Origin of the sequence: Oscillatoria sp. FACHB-1407, from assembly GCF_014697545.1 — a bacterium.
Classification (GTDB): domain Bacteria; phylum Cyanobacteriota; class Cyanobacteriia; order Elainellales; family Elainellaceae; genus FACHB-1407.
Window position 1 is genome coordinate 72,659 of the sequence record NZ_JACJSA010000018.1, and the last position, 21,036, is coordinate 93,694.

23 protein-coding genes are annotated in these 21,036 nt (G+C 50.3%); 12 read left to right on the plus strand and 11 right to left on the minus strand.

The window, feature by feature from the left end:
• Nucleotides 1-244: 244 nt before the first annotated feature.
• The 4 genes from H6G89_RS24620 to H6G89_RS24635 all read left to right on the plus strand — a co-directional run bounded on the left by H6G89_RS24620 (nucleotide 245) and on the right by H6G89_RS24635 (nucleotide 3,137).
• Complete coding sequence (locus H6G89_RS24620; RefSeq protein WP_190511425.1) at nucleotides 245-559, plus strand: hypothetical protein; 315 nt, start codon at nucleotides 245-247, stop codon at nucleotides 557-559.
• Nucleotides 560-1,528: 969 nt separating this feature from the next.
• Nucleotides 1,529-1,921 (plus strand): response regulator, encoded by a 393-nt coding sequence (locus tag H6G89_RS24625; RefSeq protein WP_190511427.1) that lies wholly within the window; start codon nucleotides 1,529-1,531, stop codon nucleotides 1,919-1,921.
• A 91-nt stretch (nucleotides 1,922-2,012) separates the two neighbouring features.
• Nucleotides 2,013-2,708: a polysaccharide deacetylase family protein gene (locus H6G89_RS24630; RefSeq protein ID WP_190511429.1), complete on the plus strand. Its 696-nt coding sequence runs from the start codon at nucleotides 2,013-2,015 to the stop codon at nucleotides 2,706-2,708.
• Between the two features lie 114 nt (nucleotides 2,709-2,822).
• Nucleotides 2,823-3,137 carry a hypothetical protein gene (locus tag H6G89_RS24635; RefSeq protein ID WP_190511431.1) on the plus strand — a complete coding sequence of 105 codons (315 nt, stop codon included), beginning with the start codon at nucleotides 2,823-2,825 and terminating at the stop codon, nucleotides 3,135-3,137.
• A gap of 236 nt (nucleotides 3,138-3,373) precedes the next feature.
• Here the strand turns inward: H6G89_RS24635 and H6G89_RS24640 are convergent, their stop codons facing one another.
• The 5 genes from H6G89_RS24640 to H6G89_RS24660 form a co-directional block, all read right to left on the minus strand.
• Entirely contained in the window at nucleotides 3,374-3,919 is a 546-nt protein-coding gene (locus tag H6G89_RS24640; RefSeq protein WP_190511433.1) for an NUDIX hydrolase, read from the minus strand.
• Nucleotides 3,920-4,008: 89 nt separating this feature from the next.
• Complete coding sequence (gene folK / locus H6G89_RS24645) at nucleotides 4,009-4,500, minus strand: 2-amino-4-hydroxy-6-hydroxymethyldihydropteridine diphosphokinase (protein WP_190511600.1); 492 nt, start codon at nucleotides 4,498-4,500, stop codon at nucleotides 4,009-4,011.
• 6 nt (nucleotides 4,501-4,506) lie between these two features.
• Nucleotides 4,507-4,743, minus strand: a complete 237-nt coding sequence (locus H6G89_RS24650) for a 2Fe-2S iron-sulfur cluster-binding protein (RefSeq protein ID WP_190511435.1) — start codon at nucleotides 4,741-4,743, stop codon at nucleotides 4,507-4,509.
• Nucleotides 4,744-4,751: 8 nt separating this feature from the next.
• Nucleotides 4,752-6,251 carry a cobyric acid synthase CobQ gene (gene cobQ / locus H6G89_RS24655; protein WP_190511436.1) on the minus strand — a complete coding sequence of 500 codons (1,500 nt, stop codon included), beginning with the start codon at nucleotides 6,249-6,251 and terminating at the stop codon, nucleotides 4,752-4,754.
• A gap of 282 nt (nucleotides 6,252-6,533) precedes the next feature.
• The gene (locus H6G89_RS24660; RefSeq protein WP_190511438.1) at nucleotides 6,534-6,944 is read right to left on the minus strand and encodes an Npun_F0494 family protein; all 411 of its coding nucleotides are present in this window, start codon (nucleotides 6,942-6,944) and stop codon (nucleotides 6,534-6,536) included.
• Between the two features lie 564 nt (nucleotides 6,945-7,508).
• Between H6G89_RS24660 and H6G89_RS24665 the strand changes: the two genes are divergently transcribed.
• From H6G89_RS24665 to H6G89_RS24680, 4 genes are all read left to right on the plus strand, one after another.
• Nucleotides 7,509-9,545, plus strand: coding sequence for a DUF1565 domain-containing protein (locus tag H6G89_RS24665; RefSeq protein WP_190511440.1), 2,037 nt, complete (start codon nucleotides 7,509-7,511; stop codon nucleotides 9,543-9,545).
• A 130-nt stretch (nucleotides 9,546-9,675) separates the two neighbouring features.
• Nucleotides 9,676-10,362, plus strand: coding sequence for a L,D-transpeptidase (locus tag H6G89_RS24670; RefSeq protein ID WP_190511442.1), 687 nt, complete (start codon nucleotides 9,676-9,678; stop codon nucleotides 10,360-10,362).
• Nucleotides 10,363-10,528: 166 nt separating this feature from the next.
• A complete protein-coding gene (locus H6G89_RS24675) occupies nucleotides 10,529-11,056 on the plus strand; it encodes a MarR family winged helix-turn-helix transcriptional regulator (RefSeq protein ID WP_190511444.1) in 528 nt (175 codons plus the stop codon).
• A gap of 3 nt (nucleotides 11,057-11,059) precedes the next feature.
• Entirely contained in the window at nucleotides 11,060-11,947 is an 888-nt protein-coding gene (locus tag H6G89_RS24680; protein WP_190511445.1) for a DMT family transporter, read from the plus strand.
• A gap of 10 nt (nucleotides 11,948-11,957) precedes the next feature.
• Here the strand turns inward: H6G89_RS24680 and H6G89_RS24685 are convergent, their stop codons facing one another.
• A complete protein-coding gene (locus H6G89_RS24685; RefSeq protein WP_190511446.1) occupies nucleotides 11,958-12,278 on the minus strand; it encodes an SMR family transporter in 321 nt (106 codons plus the stop codon).
• A 194-nt stretch (nucleotides 12,279-12,472) separates the two neighbouring features.
• On the opposite strand from H6G89_RS24685, the gene H6G89_RS24690 reads away from it, so the two are divergent.
• On the plus strand, nucleotides 12,473-13,105 hold the full coding sequence (locus H6G89_RS24690; RefSeq protein WP_190511449.1) for a hypothetical protein: 633 nt from the start codon (nucleotides 12,473-12,475) through the stop codon (nucleotides 13,103-13,105).
• 488 nt (nucleotides 13,106-13,593) lie between these two features.
• Here the strand turns inward: H6G89_RS24690 and H6G89_RS24695 are convergent, their stop codons facing one another.
• A complete protein-coding gene (locus H6G89_RS24695) occupies nucleotides 13,594-15,090 on the minus strand; it encodes an ATP-binding protein (protein WP_190511451.1) in 1,497 nt (498 codons plus the stop codon).
• Complete coding sequence (locus H6G89_RS24700; protein WP_242060107.1) at nucleotides 15,087-15,791, minus strand: response regulator transcription factor; 705 nt, start codon at nucleotides 15,789-15,791, stop codon at nucleotides 15,087-15,089. Before H6G89_RS24700 ends, H6G89_RS24695 begins: the two co-directional genes overlap by 4 nt.
• Nucleotides 15,792-16,019: 228 nt before the next feature.
• Here H6G89_RS24700 and H6G89_RS24705 point away from each other — a divergent pair, with 228 nt between their 5' ends.
• The 3 genes from H6G89_RS24705 to H6G89_RS24715 all read left to right on the plus strand — a co-directional run bounded on the left by H6G89_RS24705 (nucleotide 16,020) and on the right by H6G89_RS24715 (nucleotide 18,792).
• Nucleotides 16,020-16,439 (plus strand): hypothetical protein, encoded by a 420-nt coding sequence (locus H6G89_RS24705; RefSeq protein ID WP_190511453.1) that lies wholly within the window; start codon nucleotides 16,020-16,022, stop codon nucleotides 16,437-16,439.
• A 498-nt stretch (nucleotides 16,440-16,937) separates the two neighbouring features.
• Nucleotides 16,938-17,903: a polyphosphate kinase 2 family protein gene (locus H6G89_RS24710; RefSeq protein WP_190511455.1), complete on the plus strand. Its 966-nt coding sequence runs from the start codon at nucleotides 16,938-16,940 to the stop codon at nucleotides 17,901-17,903.
• Nucleotides 17,904-18,225: 322 nt separating this feature from the next.
• Complete coding sequence (locus tag H6G89_RS24715) at nucleotides 18,226-18,792, plus strand: pilus assembly FimT family protein (protein ID WP_190511456.1); 567 nt, start codon at nucleotides 18,226-18,228, stop codon at nucleotides 18,790-18,792.
• 85 nt (nucleotides 18,793-18,877) lie between these two features.
• On the opposite strand, the gene H6G89_RS24720 is transcribed toward H6G89_RS24715, so the two are convergent.
• From H6G89_RS24720 to H6G89_RS24730, 3 genes are all read right to left on the minus strand, one after another.
• On the minus strand, nucleotides 18,878-19,960 hold the full coding sequence (locus H6G89_RS24720; protein WP_190511457.1) for an ATP-dependent 6-phosphofructokinase: 1,083 nt from the start codon (nucleotides 19,958-19,960) through the stop codon (nucleotides 18,878-18,880).
• 148 nt (nucleotides 19,961-20,108) lie between these two features.
• The gene (locus H6G89_RS24725) at nucleotides 20,109-20,267 is read right to left on the minus strand and encodes a hypothetical protein (protein ID WP_190511458.1); all 159 of its coding nucleotides are present in this window, start codon (nucleotides 20,265-20,267) and stop codon (nucleotides 20,109-20,111) included.
• A gap of 17 nt (nucleotides 20,268-20,284) precedes the next feature.
• Complete coding sequence (locus H6G89_RS24730; RefSeq protein WP_190511459.1) at nucleotides 20,285-20,959, minus strand: GntR family transcriptional regulator; 675 nt, start codon at nucleotides 20,957-20,959, stop codon at nucleotides 20,285-20,287.
• Nucleotides 20,960-21,036: the final 77 nt, after the last annotated feature.

Below are 21,036 nucleotides of genomic sequence, written 5' to 3' on the forward strand. Positions count from 1 at the left end.
TGACAGAGCGGATATTCAAGATATTAAATTCTACGGGGGCTAGATAAAGTGCCCCACTAGCGAACGTTCTTGCGATCGCTTGAGTGACAAAACGGTAAATGTCAACCGAGAAACAAAAACCTAAATTAATGCAGGTGCAGTCAGGTACTTGTTTCGCACCCTTAACATGTTCTACAACTGGAGGAAATTTATTATGCAATCCTTTCGTTTCAAAATCGCTGCTTTTCGTCCCCTTCGAATCTTAATGACTGCAATAGTTTGTGCTGTGATGTTCCTCAGTAATGTCCTGCCAGCTTATGCAATCCACAGTACTCCGAGCAATCCTCGTTCTGGTGAAACTCCACTCAATGAAATTTATGAGCGTTCTGAGGATGCTTTGAGAGCTGAGCCTCGCACGATGAAAGATCTAGAAACTGAAGCCGGTAAAGGCATTAATGAAGTACAGGGCGATGCTGACCTCAACAGCAATCAAATGAACCGCCCAGACAACTCCCAAAATGCCGTTTCCGCTGAGGAACAGGTAGAAAATGTGTTGCGCAAGTTAACTCATAAAGAGTAGAACGGTGAAGCGATCGCAACATCAACGCTAACTGCGTTTGTGTTGCTCTTTGTCGAATAAACATCAAGTCCCCAGCACTTAAAATAGGCTGGGGATTGTTTGTATAAAGCTTATTGGTTGAGGTTGTATCCGATTTTCAAAAGCCAGGAGTAATTATACTTATCACTCCAACCACCGCCATTAGAACACTGCACTAAATCTATAGTTTGTATGAATAACAATCAATATCCTAATTGAACTGTTATTTTTACAGAATTTAGATGATATATAGCAGTCCTATTTGATTTGTGAAAAAGGTGATTTGTGAAAGTGCCCGCCCGATGGGCGGGCACTTTCACAAATCATTTAGGGTTGCTATAGCAGCTCTAACTGAATCGTGAGATAAGCGGGCTGTGAGAAGCACATCCCATTTGAGGTCGCTATATCTGTGAAGAAAACATTGTGCTTTCAAGTAAAAGCCAATCTCCCTAAATTCCCTTTTTTAGAGGGATTGGGGATCTCAAGGCTTTGCAGACTCTCTTCAAGCTAAATAATTGTTTAAGGTGAACAAGTCTTCTCTTTTGAGAAGGTTTGGCTCTCAAATTCATCCTGTAGCAACTGAATAGTTTGTTAAGACATCTCTAAATTTTGAACCCGAAGTACTGCCTTTCAGCCTCAGCACTCAGTCTTCAAGACTCAGCATTTTGCCATAAATACCTTCCCAATTTTTAAGAATGATTTCTTTAATAATTCCTTCATTAATTGGTCAGTTCAACGTCAATTCGGTGACTTCAAGAATGTTTACTTATTTAAAGTAAACTTCTGAGAAAAAATTGAAACGTGAATAGCAGTAAAAGCTAAAAAAAATGGAAGCCATAAAACGAGAACTATCTGCCTGAAAGAGTTAAGGAAAGCGATTTTCGCCCTTTGTTGTCCAGGTTTTGCAATTGTGTTGCGCGTTATATTGACTCGCAGCGCACTATCTTTGATATGAAATTATCACAGAGTTATGTTTTGGTTTTAGATCAACACTCTGGCGACTTGACAATGCTGGAGTCTTTGCTGATGCCCCTTCGATGCTCAATTGAAGTGGTTAACTCTGTTGAGCAAGCGATGGTTAGAGTCAGCCAGACCCCACCATATCTGGTCATCCTAACGGGTAGTCGTCAAAATTGGTCGCGCACCCTGGTCAGCCAGTTACGCGATCATGTTAATGCATCCAACGTCACAATTGTTGCCCTAACTGATGTGCACGCCCCTAGCTGGCAACACCAGGAAGAAAACCCAGGGCTAGACGGGTTTCTAGTCAAACCACTCAGTGTTGATGTGTTGGCATCGTTAGTGCAATCTGCCTGGGCACGGCAGACCTACTGCTCTGCCTAGGGTTTCCAGGAGTGTAGAGATATTCAATGGGATTCGGGTTGCATCCCACTAAAATGGCTATGTAGAAGCATTTAGGTTTAGATATCGGCTGATGCAGTTTGCACCGCTTTACCCGATTGTGCATCGGATTCTCAAACCACTCTTTCCAGACTGCCTTTGGGAAGGATATCCCCATTCCAAGACGATCGCCCTGACCTTTGATGATGGTCCCCATCCACAACACACGCTGCCTTTGTTAGAGGTGCTAACCCGCTATCAAGTTACAGCCAACTTTTTTTGGCTCGGAGCCTGTGTTAACCGCAGCCCTGCGATCGCCAACGCCATCTACCAACAGGGACACTGGATTGGGTTACACGGATATGACCACCGGATTTTTCCAACCTTGAGTGTCGATGAGCTCAAGGAGCAACTGGAGCGCACACAACGGGCGATCGCGCAGGCATGTCACCTGGATTTATCCTATGTGCAGCACCATATTCGAGATGTTCGTCCACCTGTGGGTGTTTTTACCCCACAAACGTTAACCTACCTGCGACAGTGGGGGTATCGTCCGGTGATGTGGAGTGTTGTTCCCGAAGATTGGGTGCGTCCTGGGGTGGCGATCGCAATCCAACGAGTGCTCGACCAAACTCAAAACGGCTCACTCATTGTGTTGCACGATGGCTATCATGGGGGCGAAGATGTAGCGGCGATCGCATCTACCGTAATTCCTACGTTGCTTGATCTGGGGTATGAATTTGTCACCATTGACCAACTCTGGCAGCAACGACAACCACAGGCGGCATAGAGGTTGCCTGGCGATAAGAAATGTTTACAGTGGAGTGCGAAATCCCTTAAGGTTTTGGGATAACTAAATGAGTAGTTATACTACGTAGCAAGATCCGTAAGGCGATGTAAACCCGTGTTGCCCCCAGTCATTGACGAAGAAAAGCTTTTTCCCTTCAAATTCTGGTTTAACAACAGCATCCAGGATGGCATGTGTTACCGGAACGAACTGTTTTATCGATTACACAGCATCGATATCCGCCATCGCGCTCGCCTTTATCACTACGCTTGCAGACTGGCACAACGCGATCGGGTCGTAGTGAGTGCTACAGATGCTAGCTGTAGCATCTGGGTTAGCCTCCGCAGTTCTCATGTGCAGGAGTCTAATCTACACCTTCAGAAGCTACCCTCGTTTATGCATCTCGCTGATGAAGAGGAAGACCAACCGTAGCCAAACGTCAGTTTGAAATCAGGGACGTTGATTAAGGTCAATTTGGGTTATGGGACATTTCTTAACTTTAAACGCGATGCCCTGCCTACCTTTTAGCCTCAGTCCTCAATCCTCAGCCCTCAGTCCTCAGTCCTCAGTTCTCAGTTCTCTGCCCTCAGTCCTCAGCACTTGACTCTCACTGCGGTTTCAACCGCCAAAATCCTGATCCCGAACTCAGGTTGAACGATCAACCTTAATTACAAAAAGGGGCGCACCAATAACAGGCTAGAGATCGATTTGGAATCCACAGGTTCACCCTCTAAGATCGCCTGTTCTAGCTCCTGTGGAGTCATCAGAATAGTTTCAATGTCTTCATCATGATCTTGAGGGGGTGGGGTTTCCAGCTTTTCCAGGTCTTGTGCCAAAAACACATGAATGACCTCGTCAGAATAGCCAGGAGCGACAAAAAACTTTCCAACCTTCCGCCAACGATGAGCACGGTAGCCTGTTTCTTCCTGGATTTCTCGCTCAACGGTCGTGGCTGGATCTTCGTCGGGTTCGATTGTACCTGCCGGAAACTCAATCAACCGTCCTTGAGCCGCAAAGCGATATTGCTTTACCAAGACCAGTTTTCCATCTTCTGTAACGGGAACCGCCACTGCTCCACCCGGATGACGAATGCATTCCCACTCTCCTTCAGCCCGATTGGGCAGGCGCAAACGACTCACTTCAAAGTTGAATTTGCGTCCATGGTAGAGGAGTTTTTGTTTCAGGAGTTGAGGAGGTTCAGAGCCAACAGCCATGAGAAGTATACCGATTTAGAGTTGACGTTTGCGGTTTTGAGTTAATGTCTGCGATGAAGTGATTACAGCTTCATGAGGAGCAAGAGAGGTTAGACAGAGGCAATGGGGGTTACTCCCGAACAGTCTACCGTTTTCACCAAATCTGCGATCGCTTTACCCGAAATCGGTTGAATCCAATCCGGAGCAATTTCTGACAGAGGCACCAACACAAAAGCGCGTTCGTGCATACGAGGATGCGGCAAGGTCAGGGTAGGCGTGTCGAGCACCAGGTCATCAAACAGTAACAAATCGAGGTCAAGCAGACGCGGACCCCAGCGTTCACGGCGGACTCGCCCAAACTGTAACTCAATTGCCAGGAGCGATCGCAAGAGGTGCTCTGGTGTGAGTGAGGTAGACACCAGCGCAGAGCAGTTCAGGTAATCGGGTTGGGGTGGTCCGACGGCAAGGGTTTGATAAAAACCGGAATGGGTTTCTAAGGCAACACCAGGCGTTTTGCCAAGGGCAGTCAGAGCAGCCTGCAAAATGCTGTAAGAATCACCTAGATTACTCCCCAGGGCGATCGCTGCCCGATGGTGTTGCATCACGGCTTACCAACTCGGATCAACATACAGATTAATCGTCAGGTGTTGGCATCCGGGTGGCACAGCACTAATACAGGCACAGACCGTTTCTCCTTCCACATCGACCTCACAGGCGTGGCACGACCCCATCAAGCAACCCGTGGGAATGGATACTCCTGCCCGATCTGCCACTTGTAGCAATGGTTCCCCAACTTCAGCGATCGTGCTGACATTGTCAGGTACAAATTGAATTTGAACGCTCATTGGCTCACTTACTTCTCTAGGAAAGACAGCAGACGGGGAATATCTAAATACGACTCCACCACATCGCCCAATGAGTCTAGCATTGCCTCACGCTGTTCTCGATAGTTTGAGATGCCAGTTGGCAAAGACTTTAAGCCGCGCTGTTGGCGCAACCGATTGAGCCATGCTCGTCGCCACGGACCATTGTCAAAGATGCCGTGCAGATAGGTTCCCAGGATCGATTGGGTAGAGTCTACTACTCCCAAATTCGCATCATCAAACAGAGGCTTGTAGCTGACTGCACCGGATTCACTACTGTCGTTGTCTACCAGATGGCTACGCCCTTGATGAATTTCATAACCCGTTACGGGTAAGCCAATCTGCGGGAAGTTGGAGGTCACAAGCCGCTGTCGGGCTACTTTTTGCCCCGTGATAACTGTTTTTAGGGGCAACAAACCTAGCCCCTTATAGCGTCCTTCTTGACCTTCTAAACCTTCTGGGTCTGCTAACAACCGTCCCATCATTTGAAAGCCACCGCAGATGCCCATGACCGTTCCACCCGCAGCAGCATAGTTTTGAATGGCTTCTGCCATGCCAGTGCGTTGCATAGCCACTAAGTCAGCGATCGTTGTTTTTGAGCCGGGAATGATGACCGCATCAGGATAGCCGAGGGAGTCCTTCAGTCCCAAATATTTGACCGTGACGGTGGATTCTGCCTCCAGGGGGTCAAAGTCAGTGAAGTTGGAGATGCGAGGCAGACGAATGACTGCCACCGTGATTTCGCGAGTAACCGTGCTGGATTGGCGATCGAGCAGTGAGAGGGAGTCTTCCGCCGGGAAGGAGTGGTCTAACCAGGGAATCACTCCAATAACGGGGATACCTGTCCGTTCTTCAAGCCAGGTGATCCCTGATTGCAAGAGCGATCGCTGCCCCCGAAACTTATTGATAATCACCCCTTTGATCAGTGCTCGTTCTTCAGGCTCTAGCAACTCCAAAGTGCCAACTACATGAGCAAAAGCACCCCCTCGGTCAATATCGACTACTAGTAACGTTGGGGCGTTGAGGTGCTTTGCAATTCGCATGTTTGCCAAATCGCGGTGCTTCAGGTTGATTTCAGCAGGGCTACCTGCTCCCTCACAGATCAGCAAGTCAAACTCTTCGTTGAGGCGTGTTAACGATTCTTCGATCGCCTGCCAACCGGGTTCAAAAAACTGTTCATAATAATCGGCTGCGCCCACTCTACCAACGGCTCTACCTTTGAGCACAACTTGAGAGGTCATATCTCCCTGAGGTTTGAGCAAAATGGGGTTCATCTCAACCCTCGGCGTTACCCCCGCTGCCCAAGCTTGCACCGCTTGAGCGTGCCCAATTTCACCCCCACTGGCTGTCACATAGGCGTTGAGTGCCATATTTTGCCCTTTAAAGGGAGCCACCCGCCAACCCCGACGGCATAGGATTCGGCACAGTGCTGCCGTCAACAGTGACTTACCAGCGTGGGATGTGGTGCCCACAACCATAATGGCTTTCATTCAAACCCTCCAAAAAACGTAGCAAATGGGCATCATTTTTCAGCGTCAGAGCTGCGGTGAATTTCCTTCTAAAGATTAACAACTGAATTAAGTGAGTGTTAAGAGCGGTTAGAGAATGTTGACTATTTGGAGAGGTCGTTAAATCCATTGCAGAGTGCAGACGGGTCTGCTAAACCCACCCGTACCATTTGCAGATTTATTAAATTCCCGATCTTAGGAGTAAATATGGTGGTCTGGAACACCACCAATTCGCCTTAGTCCCTGGTTTCTCATGGGGTGAACCTACCAGTTGGGTAGACGAAACCAGCGGTTCAAAAAATTGATCAGGCGATCGCGCCAGGTCGGAGCTAAGAAGGGATGTCCCTGTTGCCACTTTTGCACCAGTTGCCGCCCCAGCGGAGTGAGCCGAAAGCTATCAGTAAGCCCCTGACCATCGACTTCGCGCCGTAATAGACCCACTTGGGTCAACCAGAGCAGTTCATTCTCAACAATCAACTCTGGAAGGGAACGCTGAAGGTAGCCGTTTTTAACACCTTCGGTTGCGGCGATCGCTCTCAGATTGACTCCCTGCCACATCATCGTGGTAAACAACTGCACTTGAAACGGAGCGCAGCGCACCGCACGTTCTGCCCGCTCAATGGTGCGTTGGTCATAGCGAATAGATTGTGTCCGGGTGGAGTTGGTCGAGGTCATGCTTGAGATTTCGATGATTTTTCTATCTTATTGTTTCCAGTTGTAAAAAAACGAGCAAAATTGAAACTATTTTCACAGGATGTATTAGAACTATGGCAATCAGGATAGTGCATCTGTTTTGATGCCTTTTAACTTGACGGATGCCGAGGCAACAAAGGCGTTAGGCAACCTAAGTTCGGGATCAAGATTGTGGCAGTTGAAACCGCAGACCCGGCGTAAGCTCAGTCGAACCTACAGGCGCAAAACCAACCTGCGTCGGTTCGGCAAATCTTATGATTTCTGGAAGTTCGCCTTTGCGGACTGCGTCCTGATAGCCGCAGATTTGATTCACCAGAAACTTTACCGATAAGGGGGTTAGAAGAGCGCATTTAGCCCATAGATGCTCAATCCTGCGATCGCTTTTGCAACAAAACCTGCCGTTACAACAATTTCTTTCCATTTCCTTTTATAAATTTTGAATTAGATGATTTAGTTTGACTTGAATGCGTTATTCTTCAGGGTTATTTATTGCACTTAAACCCATTGCGCTTAGTTGCTTAGTTATTGGTGTGAGGAGAGACTTCAATGGATTCTACGCAGTCCTGCAATGAAACCAAAGCAGCCCTAAAACGTGTAGCTGGTCTAGGCATGGTGGCTGTAGCGTTGCTGATCGGAAGTGAAGGGGCGATCGCACAAGACATTCATGCTCCAGCCTCTACACCCCAGACCCTGGCTCAACTCTCGACACCGATCACCGGATATTTTCTATTTGTCAATCCCACCATCGGCAACGATACCGGAGATGGCAGCCAACGCTTTCCCCTCCGCACCATCACCCGTGCGCTGCAACTCGCGCAACCCAATACCGTAGTTGTGTTGAATGCCGGAACCTACAGCGTCGAAACAGGTGAGGCATTTCCCCTGGTGCTCAAGCCCGGTGTCACCCTACAAGGAGATGCTGCCAGTCGTGGACGAGGCATTCTGATTCGAGGGGGTGGAGAATTCGTCAGTCCTACCTCTGCACGGCAAAACGTCACCCTCCTGGGAGCGAATCAATCCTTCATCTCAGGCGTCACAATTACCAACCCCAACCCGCGTGGCTATGCCTTATGGATTGAGTCGAGTAGCCCAACTGTCACGGCTAGTACTTTCAGCAACAGCACCCACGATGGTATTTCCGTTGTCGGGCATGGGGCACCCCTGATTCAGGGCAATGTGTTTGTGCAAAATGGGGCGAATGGCATCACCGTGTTTGGCACGGCTCAACCCCAAATTCGAGACAACCTGTTTGAGCGTACGGGCTTTGGCATCAACATTGCTCAACAGGCGGCTCCTGCTGTAATCAACAACCGTATTGTCAATAATGAGGATGGCATTGTTGTGCAGGGCGATGCGCGCCCGGTTTTGAGAGGCAACACCATCGAAGGCAATGAGCGGGATGGACTGGTAGCGATCGCTCGTTCTGTTCCGAACCTGGGCACCACCACCGAACCAGGGCAGAATATCTTCCGTAACAACGGTCGCTATGACCTCAATACCAGTGCAACCAATCAAACAATCGCTGCCTGGGGCAACGAACTCGCCAGTAATCGCATCCATGGCTCCGTCAATTTGTCGGGGCAAGCGATCGCCAGTCGCCCTACCAACCCTTCAACTTCGGTCAGACCCACGGCATCGACCTCTGCTCCCGTTGCGATGGTCACTCGTCCCACCAACCCATCTGGAAGTTTTGCCGCCTTGCCCTCGTTGCAACCTGCCGCTCCGATCCCTATTCCCGTTCAGCCTGCCCAGGGCACAACTCAACCCACTCGCCCAGAGCGGTTGCCACTGTTAACCCAAACAGGTCTTAGTTCATCCCGCTCAACCAACCCGACGACCCCCACAAGCAGTGCATTTCCCTCTCCTACCGGGCTTGCTTCTACCGCGACGACAACACCTGGGGCGATCGAGATTCCCGTTCCCCCTCCTGCCGTTGGTGGAGGACGACCTCCAATTGTCAATCCAACTTCTCCCAATCAACTTTCTACCAACTCAACGGCTATAGCATCTCCGTCAGCCATAGCGATCGCACCTGCCAACGGAGTGCGCTCTACTACCCCAGTCCGTGAAGTTGCTGTGCAGCGTTCCACCCCATCCTCTGCAACAACCGCCATTCCATCGGCATCCTCCACAAGAGCAATCGAGATTCCCGTTCCACCACCACAATCAACTCAAGTCGCTGCGTCACCCCTGCCCCAACAGACCCCATCACGGGTGAGAACATCGACACCCACCTCATCACCGAACGTGCTGCCCGTCCCCAATGGCAACGTGCCTGTAGGCAATATTGGGGATATGCCAACGGTGCTGGTTTCTCGCGATCCGCTGCAACGACGCGCCACTGTGCCGCTGCCATCGAATCATGCGGTCGCGTTGGGTTTACGCTATCGCGTGGTTGTCGAAGCAGAAGATGAAACCACTCAAGCCATGGTGCGATCGCTTATTCCAGGAGCCTTTCGGACACAAGCCAACGGACGCATCATGATGCAAGCAGGAGCCTACAGCGATCGCGCCAATGCAGATCAAACAGTTCAGTGGTTAACTGGCAATGGGCTAAGAGCCATGGTGCAACCCCTCAACTAACAGGCGATACATTCAGTTGTGCCAGCCGACTCGTTCTCTATGTCGTCCTGCCCACTCCCGATTCCCACCCAATTGGAGATTCCTGTACAAAGGATCTAGAATACTGTGGGAATAGTGATGTGATCGAGCAATGGCAAGAAACGAACTTCTGTCCCGCAGTTTCATGTTAATGAGCTTTGCGGCAGCGGCATTTTTAGTCGTTACTCAATGGCAAACCGAGCCAGACCTGGCAGCAGATGAGGCATCGGCGACAACTGTAGTTGCTCCGATGGAGCAAGCTGCCTATGCGGCTGAAACCCCAGCTTCCACAGCTTCCAGTCCGACAACAGCTTCGCCCACAGTCGCAACAGCCAGTGCTCCCTCAACTCGCTCTCTTCCCCAGATGACTCCAGGCTTATCATCAACACTGCCTAAGTTTTTGGTAGCCGATCTGCCTCGATTAGTGGTGGACTTGAGCGATCGCAAAGTCTATCTCTATAAAGGAGAAGAACTGCAAACTACTTATGCAGTCGGCATCGGGCAACCCGGATGGGAAACTCCCATCGGCAATTTTCACATCAACCACATGCAGACCGACCCGATCTGGCAGCACCCCATCACTGGGCAAACCATCGCTGCTGGACCTGACAATCCCCTGGGTTCTCGCTGGATTGGCTTTTGGACAAGTCGTAACTACGAGATTGGCTTTCATGGCACGAACCAACCCGAAACGGTTGGCAAAGCCATCTCCCATGGTTGCCTACGAATGCATGAAGCCGATGTACGAGCGTTATATGAACAGGTCAAAGTTGGTACGCTGGTTACAGTGCGCCAATAGATGCATGAGAGTACGGATGGCTGATAAATTCCACATAAATATAATAAAAATGTACTAATTTGACGCTTAAATCCTTGTTGATCATTCATAACTGATGGTGGTGGCAAAGGGATTGACTTGTGTCTTAGAAATATGCATAATGCATACATATTAAACGCCATTCCCTATGGACGATAAACGAACTCTCAATCTGTTGGGCGCACTGGCGTTGAGCCTCGTTGATAACTTAAACGTAGTGGCGGAAGCCAATGCTGGATATGGTGGCGAGACTCCAGCAGCACTGGTGTCGTTAGGAGCAGAACCAGGGATCTCGATCAACGTGCTGCGGCAGATTTTGAATTTGTCTCACCCTGGAACGGTGCGTCTGGTCGATCGCCTGGAGGCACAGGGTTTAGTAGAACGGCGATCGGGCAGTGACGGCAGAACTCTGGCACTGTTTCTTACAGATGCTGGATCGGAACGACGGCAGGCGATTTTGGCGGAGCGACGACGACAGTTGCAATTGGCACTCAATGCCCTCACATCCGATGAAGCCAGTCAACTCACCACGTTTTTAGAAAAGATGTTGACCGCGATGACGACCGATGAGCAACGTGCTTTTGCGATATGTCGTTTGTGTGATGAGGCGGTGTGTCCGGGCGATCGCTGTCCTGTGGAACAGCAATATTGCCAGTTGAGACAGCAATCGAGTTGAACTATGCGTAGAATTGGGCTTCCGTTGGGCTATTCCTTCTGTTGGGGTGTCGGTGTTACCCTGACCAAAATTGCACTGACAGAGATTACAGCAACGACTCTGCTAGTGATTCAACTACTCTCCAGTGTGGCATTTCTGGCGATCGCCTGTTATCTCAAAACGCGCCAACTGCCGTTCTCGTTCAGGCACCTCCACCGAGGGTTCGCTGGCATTTTTGAACCTGCTCTGGCATACATGATTGGTATTTTTGGCGTAGACATGACGACCGCCAGTAACGCTACCTTGATCGGATCAAGCGAAGTGATTTTAACGATTTTGCTAGCAGCCGCATTTCTCGGTGAAAGACTGACCCGATGGAAATTGGTGCTAGCCGGAGTTAGCTTTGTAGGTGTCTTGTTATTAATGCTGGAGAGCTCTAGCGGCAGCGATCAGACTTCTCTCGCTGGTAATCTTTTAGTTTTTGTTGGAACTCTATTTGCTGTATTCTATGTCCTCTTAAGCAAAAAACAAATTGCGACTGATGATCCGCTTCAACTAACATCTTCCCAACAATTTGTCGGCTTAATCACGACTCTGCTCTGTTTTGGGGTGTTGTCTCTGCTGAACTCTCACTACGAAGTGCAAGCCACTGAGATTTCACCTCAATTTTGGATGTTGGCGATCGCCTCAGGGGTGATGCAATATGCGTTAGCTTTCTTGCTCTATCTCACTGCATTACAACACGTCCCCGTCAGCCAGGCTGCCTTTTATGTGGCACTGATTCCAGTGTTTGGTGTTGCCAGTGCGGTGCTACTGATCGGCGAACAGCCCACTATCGCTCAATGGCTTGGAGGACTTCTGGTGATCGGTTCGTCCTATTATGCCAATCGGTTGCAGCCAACCGCACCCTAAAGCAACTCTTTTACGCACTCTCAGATCTCAAAAAGATGGCACCAACTACCACCAAAAAGATACCGACCAACTTTGTTGCAGTGTAGCCTTCCTTGAAGAGGAGAATACCAAACAACACAGTACACAAAGCATCTAAGCCTGACACGATCAAACCATTTACACCCAGGTTGGGGTTGCGCGATAACAACCAAATTTGTAGACTTGCTCCACCCAAAAAGAATAGATAAACCAGGATCGTCGGCACCAATTTTTCGTAACCCTCGGATAACTTCATAAAGATGCCACCGACTGAATAGGAAAGCGCAGCAATCGTTGCAATAAAGAGATACATGGCTAGTGTAGACTCCTGATTGTTGGACAAGCGACAGGGCTAAAGGATGAGCAATTACAAAAAGCCCTGGGGGCAATCGTTTCATCCTGTTGTCTATTTCTATCTCCAGGACGAAAAGACATATGCAACGAGATACAGCCAAGTGGAATATGTTAGTGTCTGGACGGAGTAAGAGCCAGAACCACCTGTAAATCATGAGTATTCGTGACACTTTGTTTGGCGATCGCCCCCTCGATATCTGGGGCACCAAAGAAACTGATGGAGCACCCTGGTTATGGTTTGCCGAGGCGCGTGCTCATCTGGCAGCAGGGCAGCCAGACTTAGCAATTCAAGCGTTTTATCGGGTGGTTAACACACCCAATCTGGAATCACGTCACTACTTGCAAGCGTGGTATTTCCTGCGCGACTTGGGTGTGATGCCTCCACCAGACCTCGCAAAGCAAGTTTTGGGGGTTGTGGTCGAAGTCGATCTGGGCGACGGGTTAGATCTGCTGGCAGCATACGCGGATAAATCCGCCCGATACTACAACTACGCAGGTGGAGGGGTGATTTGGGATGCAGGAAATGGGTCAACCAACCCGGCAATTCCCGAAGATATTCAGCGACTTCTGGACATTGCAGGTGTGGTGATCAACTACATCGGCCCCTGGGAGGGCGATCGCCCCGGAGTTCCACCCAGACATTATGCCCGCATCAACCTCTTAACCCCCAGTGGCTTGCACTTTGGAGAGGGTCCGTTTGATGTGCTAAGTGCAGATGAGTTGGGTGGTCCAATGTTGTCGTCCGCCACTCAACTCATGCTGGACTTGATTAACACGACCAAGTAATGGGCGCAGCAATGGGGAGTGGGGACGCACTACCTGACTCCTTTCCTCATACCGATTCTCAAAATGACTGCTACAGATCACACCCCACCACCTGCGGCACCTCCCCTTGGTCAGGGGCTACGGTGTATACACATCTTTGTTTTTTCAATGAGTTTGAGAACCAGGCATTGGGGGATTCTCCCCCAAACCCCCATTGGGGGACGCCACTGCCTCCCCCAAACCCCCTAGCAGAAGGTGTTTCGGTTAACCCAAAGGCGCGCTTCGCATCTGTACCAAGTACGGGTGCTTCTGTCTTAGCAAGACCCTTGACAATAGCTCAGAGTTCCCCAAAATTGGGGAATTTAAGGGGCTGAGAGGACTTGTGTATACACGGTAGCCTTGGTAAGGGGAGGTCAGGAGGGGCCAGATGTGTAGCCCTAGAAAATTGAATTGGTAGCAGTCCTCAACACTCAGTCCTCAACACTCAGCACTCTGCTTACAACCTAGGTTCAGCCCTGCCTCAGGGGTAATCGTAATGTAAATGCAGTCTCCCCCGGTTGAGGTGGTTCCAGGGTGAGTTCGCCTTGATGGGCATGAATAATCTCACGGGCTAAGCTCAGCCCTAAGCCAAGCCCCTCAATTTTGCGAGTACGGGCTGGATCACCCCGATAAAACCGATCGAAGATGAGGGGGCGATCGCTCTCTGGAATTGGATTTGAGGCATTGCGAATGGTGACTTGCACCGTCCCATTTCGCTGGTGCCCTTGAATCTTGACCCAACCTTCTGGCAGGTTGTACTTCACCGCATTACTCATCAAATTTTGCAGGGCTTGCTGGAGCAGATCGCGATCGCCCCAAACTCGCAATCCTTCTGCAACATCCGTTTCCACAACGAGACGGGGTGCCATTAATTCCACATCCTCTCCCATCTCAACAAGGAGAGTCGATAGGTCAATCTCGACTGGGTGCAGTCCCATTTTTCCGGCATCCGCCAGCGATAACAACAGCAGCTTGCGAACGATCTCGCTCAAGCGATGCACCTCATCCAGTAAGGTGCTCAAGCGTTGTTGCACAATGGAGCCAGAGGGAGCCAGTTGCAGGGCTTGTTCCAATTCCCCCTGCAAAATGGTGAGCGGAGTTTTAAGCTCATGAGCCGCGTCTGCACTAAAGCGAGAGGCTTGTTTAAAGCTCCGTTCCAACCGTTCGAGCATCTGATTAAACACCTGGATCAGTTCCACAAACTCAATCGTTGCGGCTTGCGTTGGTAGCCGTTGATCGAGTCCTTTAGCAGTGACCTGGCGAATGGCATGAGTGAGTTGCCCGACCGGATGGAGTGCGCTGCCTGCGATCGCCCATGCGCCTCCTGCCACCAATAACAACACGACTGGAATCGCCACGAAAAAAACCCCTCGAATCAGGGTCATTTCTTGATCGATCGCCGATAAGTTGATCGCGATCGCCACCTGCTGATATGGCAAAACGACAACTCCCACTCGCCACAGACCAGAGGCAGTGTGTTGAGTGGTAATTTTGGGTGGCGGAGGGGGGCGATCGGGTAAACGCTCCCAGGTTGACCGTCGTCGATCTGGAAAAGGTCGATCTGAGAAGGGCCGATCTGAATGAGGTGACAGATAGGGTGTAGCTGATAGGAAAGCAGGCAAAAGAGATAGGGTCTGAAACGAGAGGGAATCAATCTTAAGATCGGGCAACCAATCGCTGGAGCGGTACAGCGTGTTGCCGTTAGAATCAGCGACCCAAAGCAGAACTGAGGTGTCGGTGTTGCCTCCAAAAGCACGGGACAGGGACGCCTCAAATAGTTGCCATTCTTCTGCTCTGGCGGGTCGTGTCGCTCGAATGAACTGATTTTTTAACTCGGCATCCAGGCGATCGACCTTGGCACTATAAATCAGCCACCAGGAAACCATGCCAAAGCCAATCAAAGCTCCCCCCGCAAGAGCGGCAGCGAGAAGGGCAATACGAAGGCGAAATGATCGCAATGTCATCATAAGTCTGGTTTGCGAAAGCGGTATCCCACTCCACGGACGCTCTCAATCCAGTTCACATCGGCGATCGCCTCAATTTTTTTGCGAATGCGCTGGATGCAAACATCCACAACATTTGTGGCAGGGTTGAAATCATAGCCCCACACATGTTCCAGGATTTGGGTACGGGTAAAGACTCGTCCGGGCGATCGCATCAGATATTCCAGCAAATTAAACTCACGAGCCGTGAGTTCAATAATGTGTTGATTACACGTTACTTCGCGGGTCATGCGATCGAGTTTGAGCGCACCAACAGTCAACAGATTTTGTCCCCCACCCGCACTACGCCGCAACACCGCATGAATTCGAGCCACTAACTCCTCTACAAAAAAGGGTTTGGCAATGTAGTCGTCTGCGCCTAGATTCAACCCCTCCAGGCGATCGTCTAGTTGGTTGCGAGCCGTCAACAAAATCACAGGCACCATGCGTCCAGCCTGTCGCAGCTGCTTGAGAATCGACAATCCATCCTTTCCCGGCACCATAATATCGAGCACCACAACGTCATAGTCGTGCTCCATTGCCTGGATCAACCCCTCATCTCCGTTATCGCAATAGTCCACAACAAAGCCCTGCTCCTTCAGCCCAATCTGAACGAAACTGGCAATCTTGGGTTCATCTTCTACTAACAACACATTCATATCGCTAAAGCCATATCGCTCAAGCAACCGATCGGCTTATTGTTCGTTCTATTGTAAGCCCGTCTCCAGGTCGTGAAAATTACAAAACTGTAATTCAACTCCAGGCTGATTTGTCATGTTGAGTTGGCTCAATGAGGGATATAGCAACTGTCGAGACAGTTAATCCAAGGGAGTGTGGGGAGCACCCCTACATCCCGCCCTAACCAACTCCTCGGTTGCTACAGAAACATGCCACGTTGATTGAGGAACTTGTATATGATGAAGCTCCATCGCAATTTACTGATTTTGACCTCGGTTTCCCTGATAACTGGAACAGCGGGATTTGTACTGGCGCAAACCGTTCCCACAACGTCTGGTCAAACCGATGTCGTCGCCCAAAACTCACCCCAACCTGGGCAACAGGAAGGATGTAGAGGACATCGCCGCCCTGATTTTGCAGCCGCCGCTCAACAGTTGGGTGTGACTGAAGCTGAGTTGATTCAAGCTTTAGGCTTGCCTGCGGAGCCTCCAGCCAACAGTGGCGATCGCCCCCAAGGTGCCCGTCCTCGACTGGATATTCCCGGAGCCGCTCAACGGTTAGGGGTGACCGAAGAACAATTAGTGGAAGCGTTGGGGATTCCACGTCGTCCTCCTGGCGATCGCCCTAATACCCAGACACCTGCCAGCGGATCGTGAGGGGAGTAGACGGTTTAAGTAACGTGAATTCGGGATGAGGATCTTGGCGGTTAAAACCGCCGCTATCGGAGCAAAACCGACTTGCGTCGGTTCGTCAACTCTTAGATCTTCCGGAGTCCGCGTCGGCAGACTTCGCTTTGATAGCCGCGAATTCATTCGCCAGGCTCTTAAACCGAACTAACGTTAAGTAGTTTCCAGCGCAAATGCGGACGCTTGTAGGGGTGGGTTTAGCGATTTACTAACGGCAAACCCAAGAAGTTATCTGCAAAACCTGCCCCTACGGACATCTGCCCTGATCACAATTTAATTTGGTGTTGGATGGCGATCGCCACACTGTCTACTCTTTTGTTCCTCCACCGTCCTCATTCCCTGGCAAACCTCTGGCATTGGTCAGAGGTTTTGCCCTGTTTCGATCTCCTATGCTGAAGCTATTCACTCGGCAACCGCTGCACCTCCGAGAGCTATTAAGGCGAGAATACGCTACAGCAAGGATACGTTATGACTTCACTCGATTCGACTTCCCATTCAGACCCATCTCTCAGCCCTGTTCACGCAGAAACACCTGAAACTCGCAAAGCTACCGCAAAAGCGACACAGGCGATCGCTAACATCACCGCACCCGAACAGAGCGTTGTTGACAATCCCCCGCCAAAACCAGACTATCCCCTTTACCGAGTTCGCCCAGAGGAGCCAATCGCACTGGCTGAGATTGACCCGAATGCCTCTGAATCTTATGAGCGCAAAAAAGATGTTGAGCAAGAACTAGAACGACAGCGCGATCGCTTACAACAACTTCAAACACGCCTCTACGCCGAGCAGCAACGCAGTTTGTTAATTGTTTTGCAAGCGATGGATACGGGTGGCAAAGATGGCACAATCAAACACGTTTTTCAGGGCATTAACCCCCAGGGATGCCAGGTGCAGTCCTTCAAAAAGCCAAGTGTTGAGGAACTGGGTCACGACTTTTTATGGCGGTATCACCAACGTGTTCCAGCACGAGGCATGATCACCATCTTTAACCGATCGCACTACGAAGACGTGTTGGTTGTGCGAGTTAAAAATTTGGTGCCAGAGTCAGTTTGGCGACAACGCTATCAATTGATTAATGAATTTGAACACATGCTGACCCTCAACGGAATAGTCGTGGTCAAGTTCTTTTTACACATTTCTAAAGATGAACAAAAACAGCGTCTAGAAAGCCGTTTGAAAGACCCTGATAAGCGATGGAAGTTTTCCGTGAATGATGTGCAAGAGCGAGAATTTTGGGACGAATATCAACTTGCCTTCCAGGACGCAATCAATAACTGTTCAACCGACTATGCTCCCTGGTATGTAATTCCAGCGAACAAAAAGTGGTATCGCAATCTGATCATTGCGCGGGCGATCGCCGACACCTTAGAAGCCATGAATCCCCAATATCCACCAGAGTCAGAGGGATTAGGAGCGATTTTGATCCCAGATTAACGGTGTCATACAGCTTTGGTCAGAAAGCTTAGGACAAAGGCTACAGCTCAAATCCTGATTCTAGGGGAGCTTTCTGACTCACCGCTGCCTCATCGAATGGGACTACGGCTATACCTTAGCGTGAATTCGGGATAAGGATTTCAGCGGTTAAAACCGCCGCTATCGGACTTCGCTCTAGTAGCCGCGAATTCATTCGCCGGGCTCTTAAACCGAACTGACGTTACCTTAAACTCTGAAGGCGAAATTTTATCGAATCAAAGATACAGTCCTTCACATTGCGGGAACTCTGAAGAGAGAAAAATCTCAGGGTGCTGCGATGAGAATGCATAATCGGTTCACCGTCACTAGAGCGGTTCAGTTTCTGGTGACCAATCCCTTTAGATCGACTAGTGGCTTTACCCTGGCTGAAATGGCAGTCGTCATCGGTGTGCTCGGTATTTTGGCAGCGATCGCCATTCCCAGTTGGTTAGCCTTTCGAAACACTCGCAATCTCAATGTGGCACAGGGACAGATTTATCAGATTCTATCTCAAACACAAGGTGAAGCCGCACGCTTACGAGCGGATCGTAGAGCTAGCTTTCGAGAGCAAAACGGAGTGGTTCAATGGGCAATCCACAGTACTACCAGTGCTCCCTCACCCGCAGAATGGCAGACTCTCTCCTCAAACGTCCGCATCGACCCGATAGAAACCACCCTAGCCAATGTCGGCGGTGCCTATCAGGTACGGTTTGACCAGTGGGGCAATGTTGAGGGGCAACTGGGCAGATTAACCGTCATGGGTCATACCGGAGGGCGAGCACGACGGTGTGTCATTGTTTCCACATTGTTAGGTGCCATGCGGCGAGGCAGCGATCACACGACTCCTCAAGATGGTCGATTCTGTTATTGAGAAGGGAGTAAAGGCGTGGAGCATGGGGAGGTGGGAAGTAGTCCATCACCTATCCCCCCTCTACTCCATCACTCCTCCACCTTGCTTAAGATCCCAGACAAATCCCTAAGCCTCTTGCCGTCTTGACCAGTGTCCCGTTGGGATCAACCGTGCTGTATTGCGAGATCGCCTCCAAAATCGGCACGCTTGTGATCTGGCGGTTTTGCCACGTCACCATGTGGTCAAATTTGCCCTCGGCAATCAAGTCTACAGCAGCAACCCCAAACGCACTGCCCAGGAGGCGATCGAGGGGAGATGGAATACCACCTCGTTGCACATGCCCCAGGACGGTAACTCGCGTTTCGGCACCGCTACAGGTAGAAATCTGATCCGAGAGATACTGCCCAATTCCCCCCAGGCGACATTGCCCCAGGCGATTCGTGTTCATGACGGGTTCACCGGATTCGGTGCGAACGGCTTCTGCTACTACCATCAAGGTGAAGTTCTGCCCCCGCTTTTGTCGCTCCATAATCTTGTCGCAAATATTAGCAAGCGTGTAGGGAATTTCGGGAATGAGAATCACATGAGCACCCCCGGCAATCCCGGCACTCAAAGCAATGTGCCCTGCATCGCGCCCCATCACCTCTAAAATCATGACTCGGCTGTGGCTTGCTGCCGTGAAGTGGAGACGATCGAGTGCTTCTGTGGCGATGTTGACGGCTGTATCGAAGCCAATCGACCGTTCGGTAATCGCCACGTCATTGTCGATGGTTTTGGGAATGCCGACAAAGTTGATGTTGCCTTGTTGAGCAATTTTTCGCAAAATTGCCAAACTGCCATCACCGCCAATGCCGATTAACGCATCTAGACCTAGCTGATGATAGTGGTCGATGATTTCCTGAGAGCGATCGCACACGCTTCCATCAGGCATGGGAAATGCAAACGGATCTCCCTTGTTAGTGGTTCCCAGAAACGTTCCACCGACAGTTAACAGCGAATCAACCGACGAGATATCCAACCTCACCACATCAGGGGGATTGCTCATCAGCCCCTGCGTCGCACGACAAATCCCTAAAACTTCCCAATCATAGGTGCCGATCGCCCGATAAACCACGGCTCGAATCACCGCATTTAAGCCCGCACAGTCTCCCCCACTGGTTAAAATGCCAATCCGTTTATGCTCACCCATACTTTCCAACGCCTCACTGGGTCTGGCTCATTTTATACAAAAGCGGTTAGCAATATAGTGCTGCTTAGTCGAATGCAATACACCGTTAACTGTTTGTAATCTCTATTACAAACAGCGTAATGTGAGCTTCTTGTGAGGATTTAATAATTTAGGGAGTAGGAGTTGGGGAGTGGGGAGTAGGAGTTGGGGAGTAGCGGAGTAGCGGAGTTGGGGAGTAGCGGAGTTGGGGAGTAGCGGAGTCAAGGGAGTAAAATCCATGATCGCTCCCCATGTGCAGGGTGTGTCCAGGATTTTGTGTAAAACCCATCCTGTCTCTGCTCTAACCTAGCGGGTATTGTTTTGCAAATACGTCACTAATCGATCGCCCCCGGTGGTGATGTGATGTTGCAGGATGGCGATCGCCTCGTCAGGATTTTGTTGTCGGCAAGCGGCAAGCAACTGATAGTGCTCTTTCTGGGAGAATTCTAGGTAGTTATTGTGGGCGAGTTGCAACCGGACGTAGCGATCGCCATTAATATGCAACGTCTTGATGAGCGTCATCAGGCGAGGTCGCCGAGCGGGAGCATAGAGCGTTTCATGAAACTGCCAGTTGAGGTCTGCCCAGCGGGCTACATCGCTCGCTTCATCTGTCGCTGCCAAGATCGCGTCTGCCTGTTGCAGGTCGGCTTCCTGGAGATGGGGAATCGCCAGTCGCAAAGCCGTTGTTTCCAATGCCACCCGGATTTCAAAAATCTCCTGGACTTCCGTAGGGGAGAGGGTTGTCACCGTTGCTCCCCGATTGGGATGGAAGGTAACTAAACCCTCTACCTCCAGTTGCCGTAACGCCTCACGGACGGGAATGCGACTAACCCCAAATTTGGAGGCAATTTCGTCCTGCCGGAGGGATTGCCCCTCTTCAAAAATGCCCAGGGTAATCGCCTGCCGCAGAGCGTTGGCAATCAGTTCGGGTGTACTGCGCTGGTGTTGCAGCACGTCAGCAGCCAGGTCATTTAGATTCATCCACCAAAATTTAATGCATAATGAATATTGTATACAAAAATCGTATACAATATCCAAAAGTGAATGCATTATCTTCA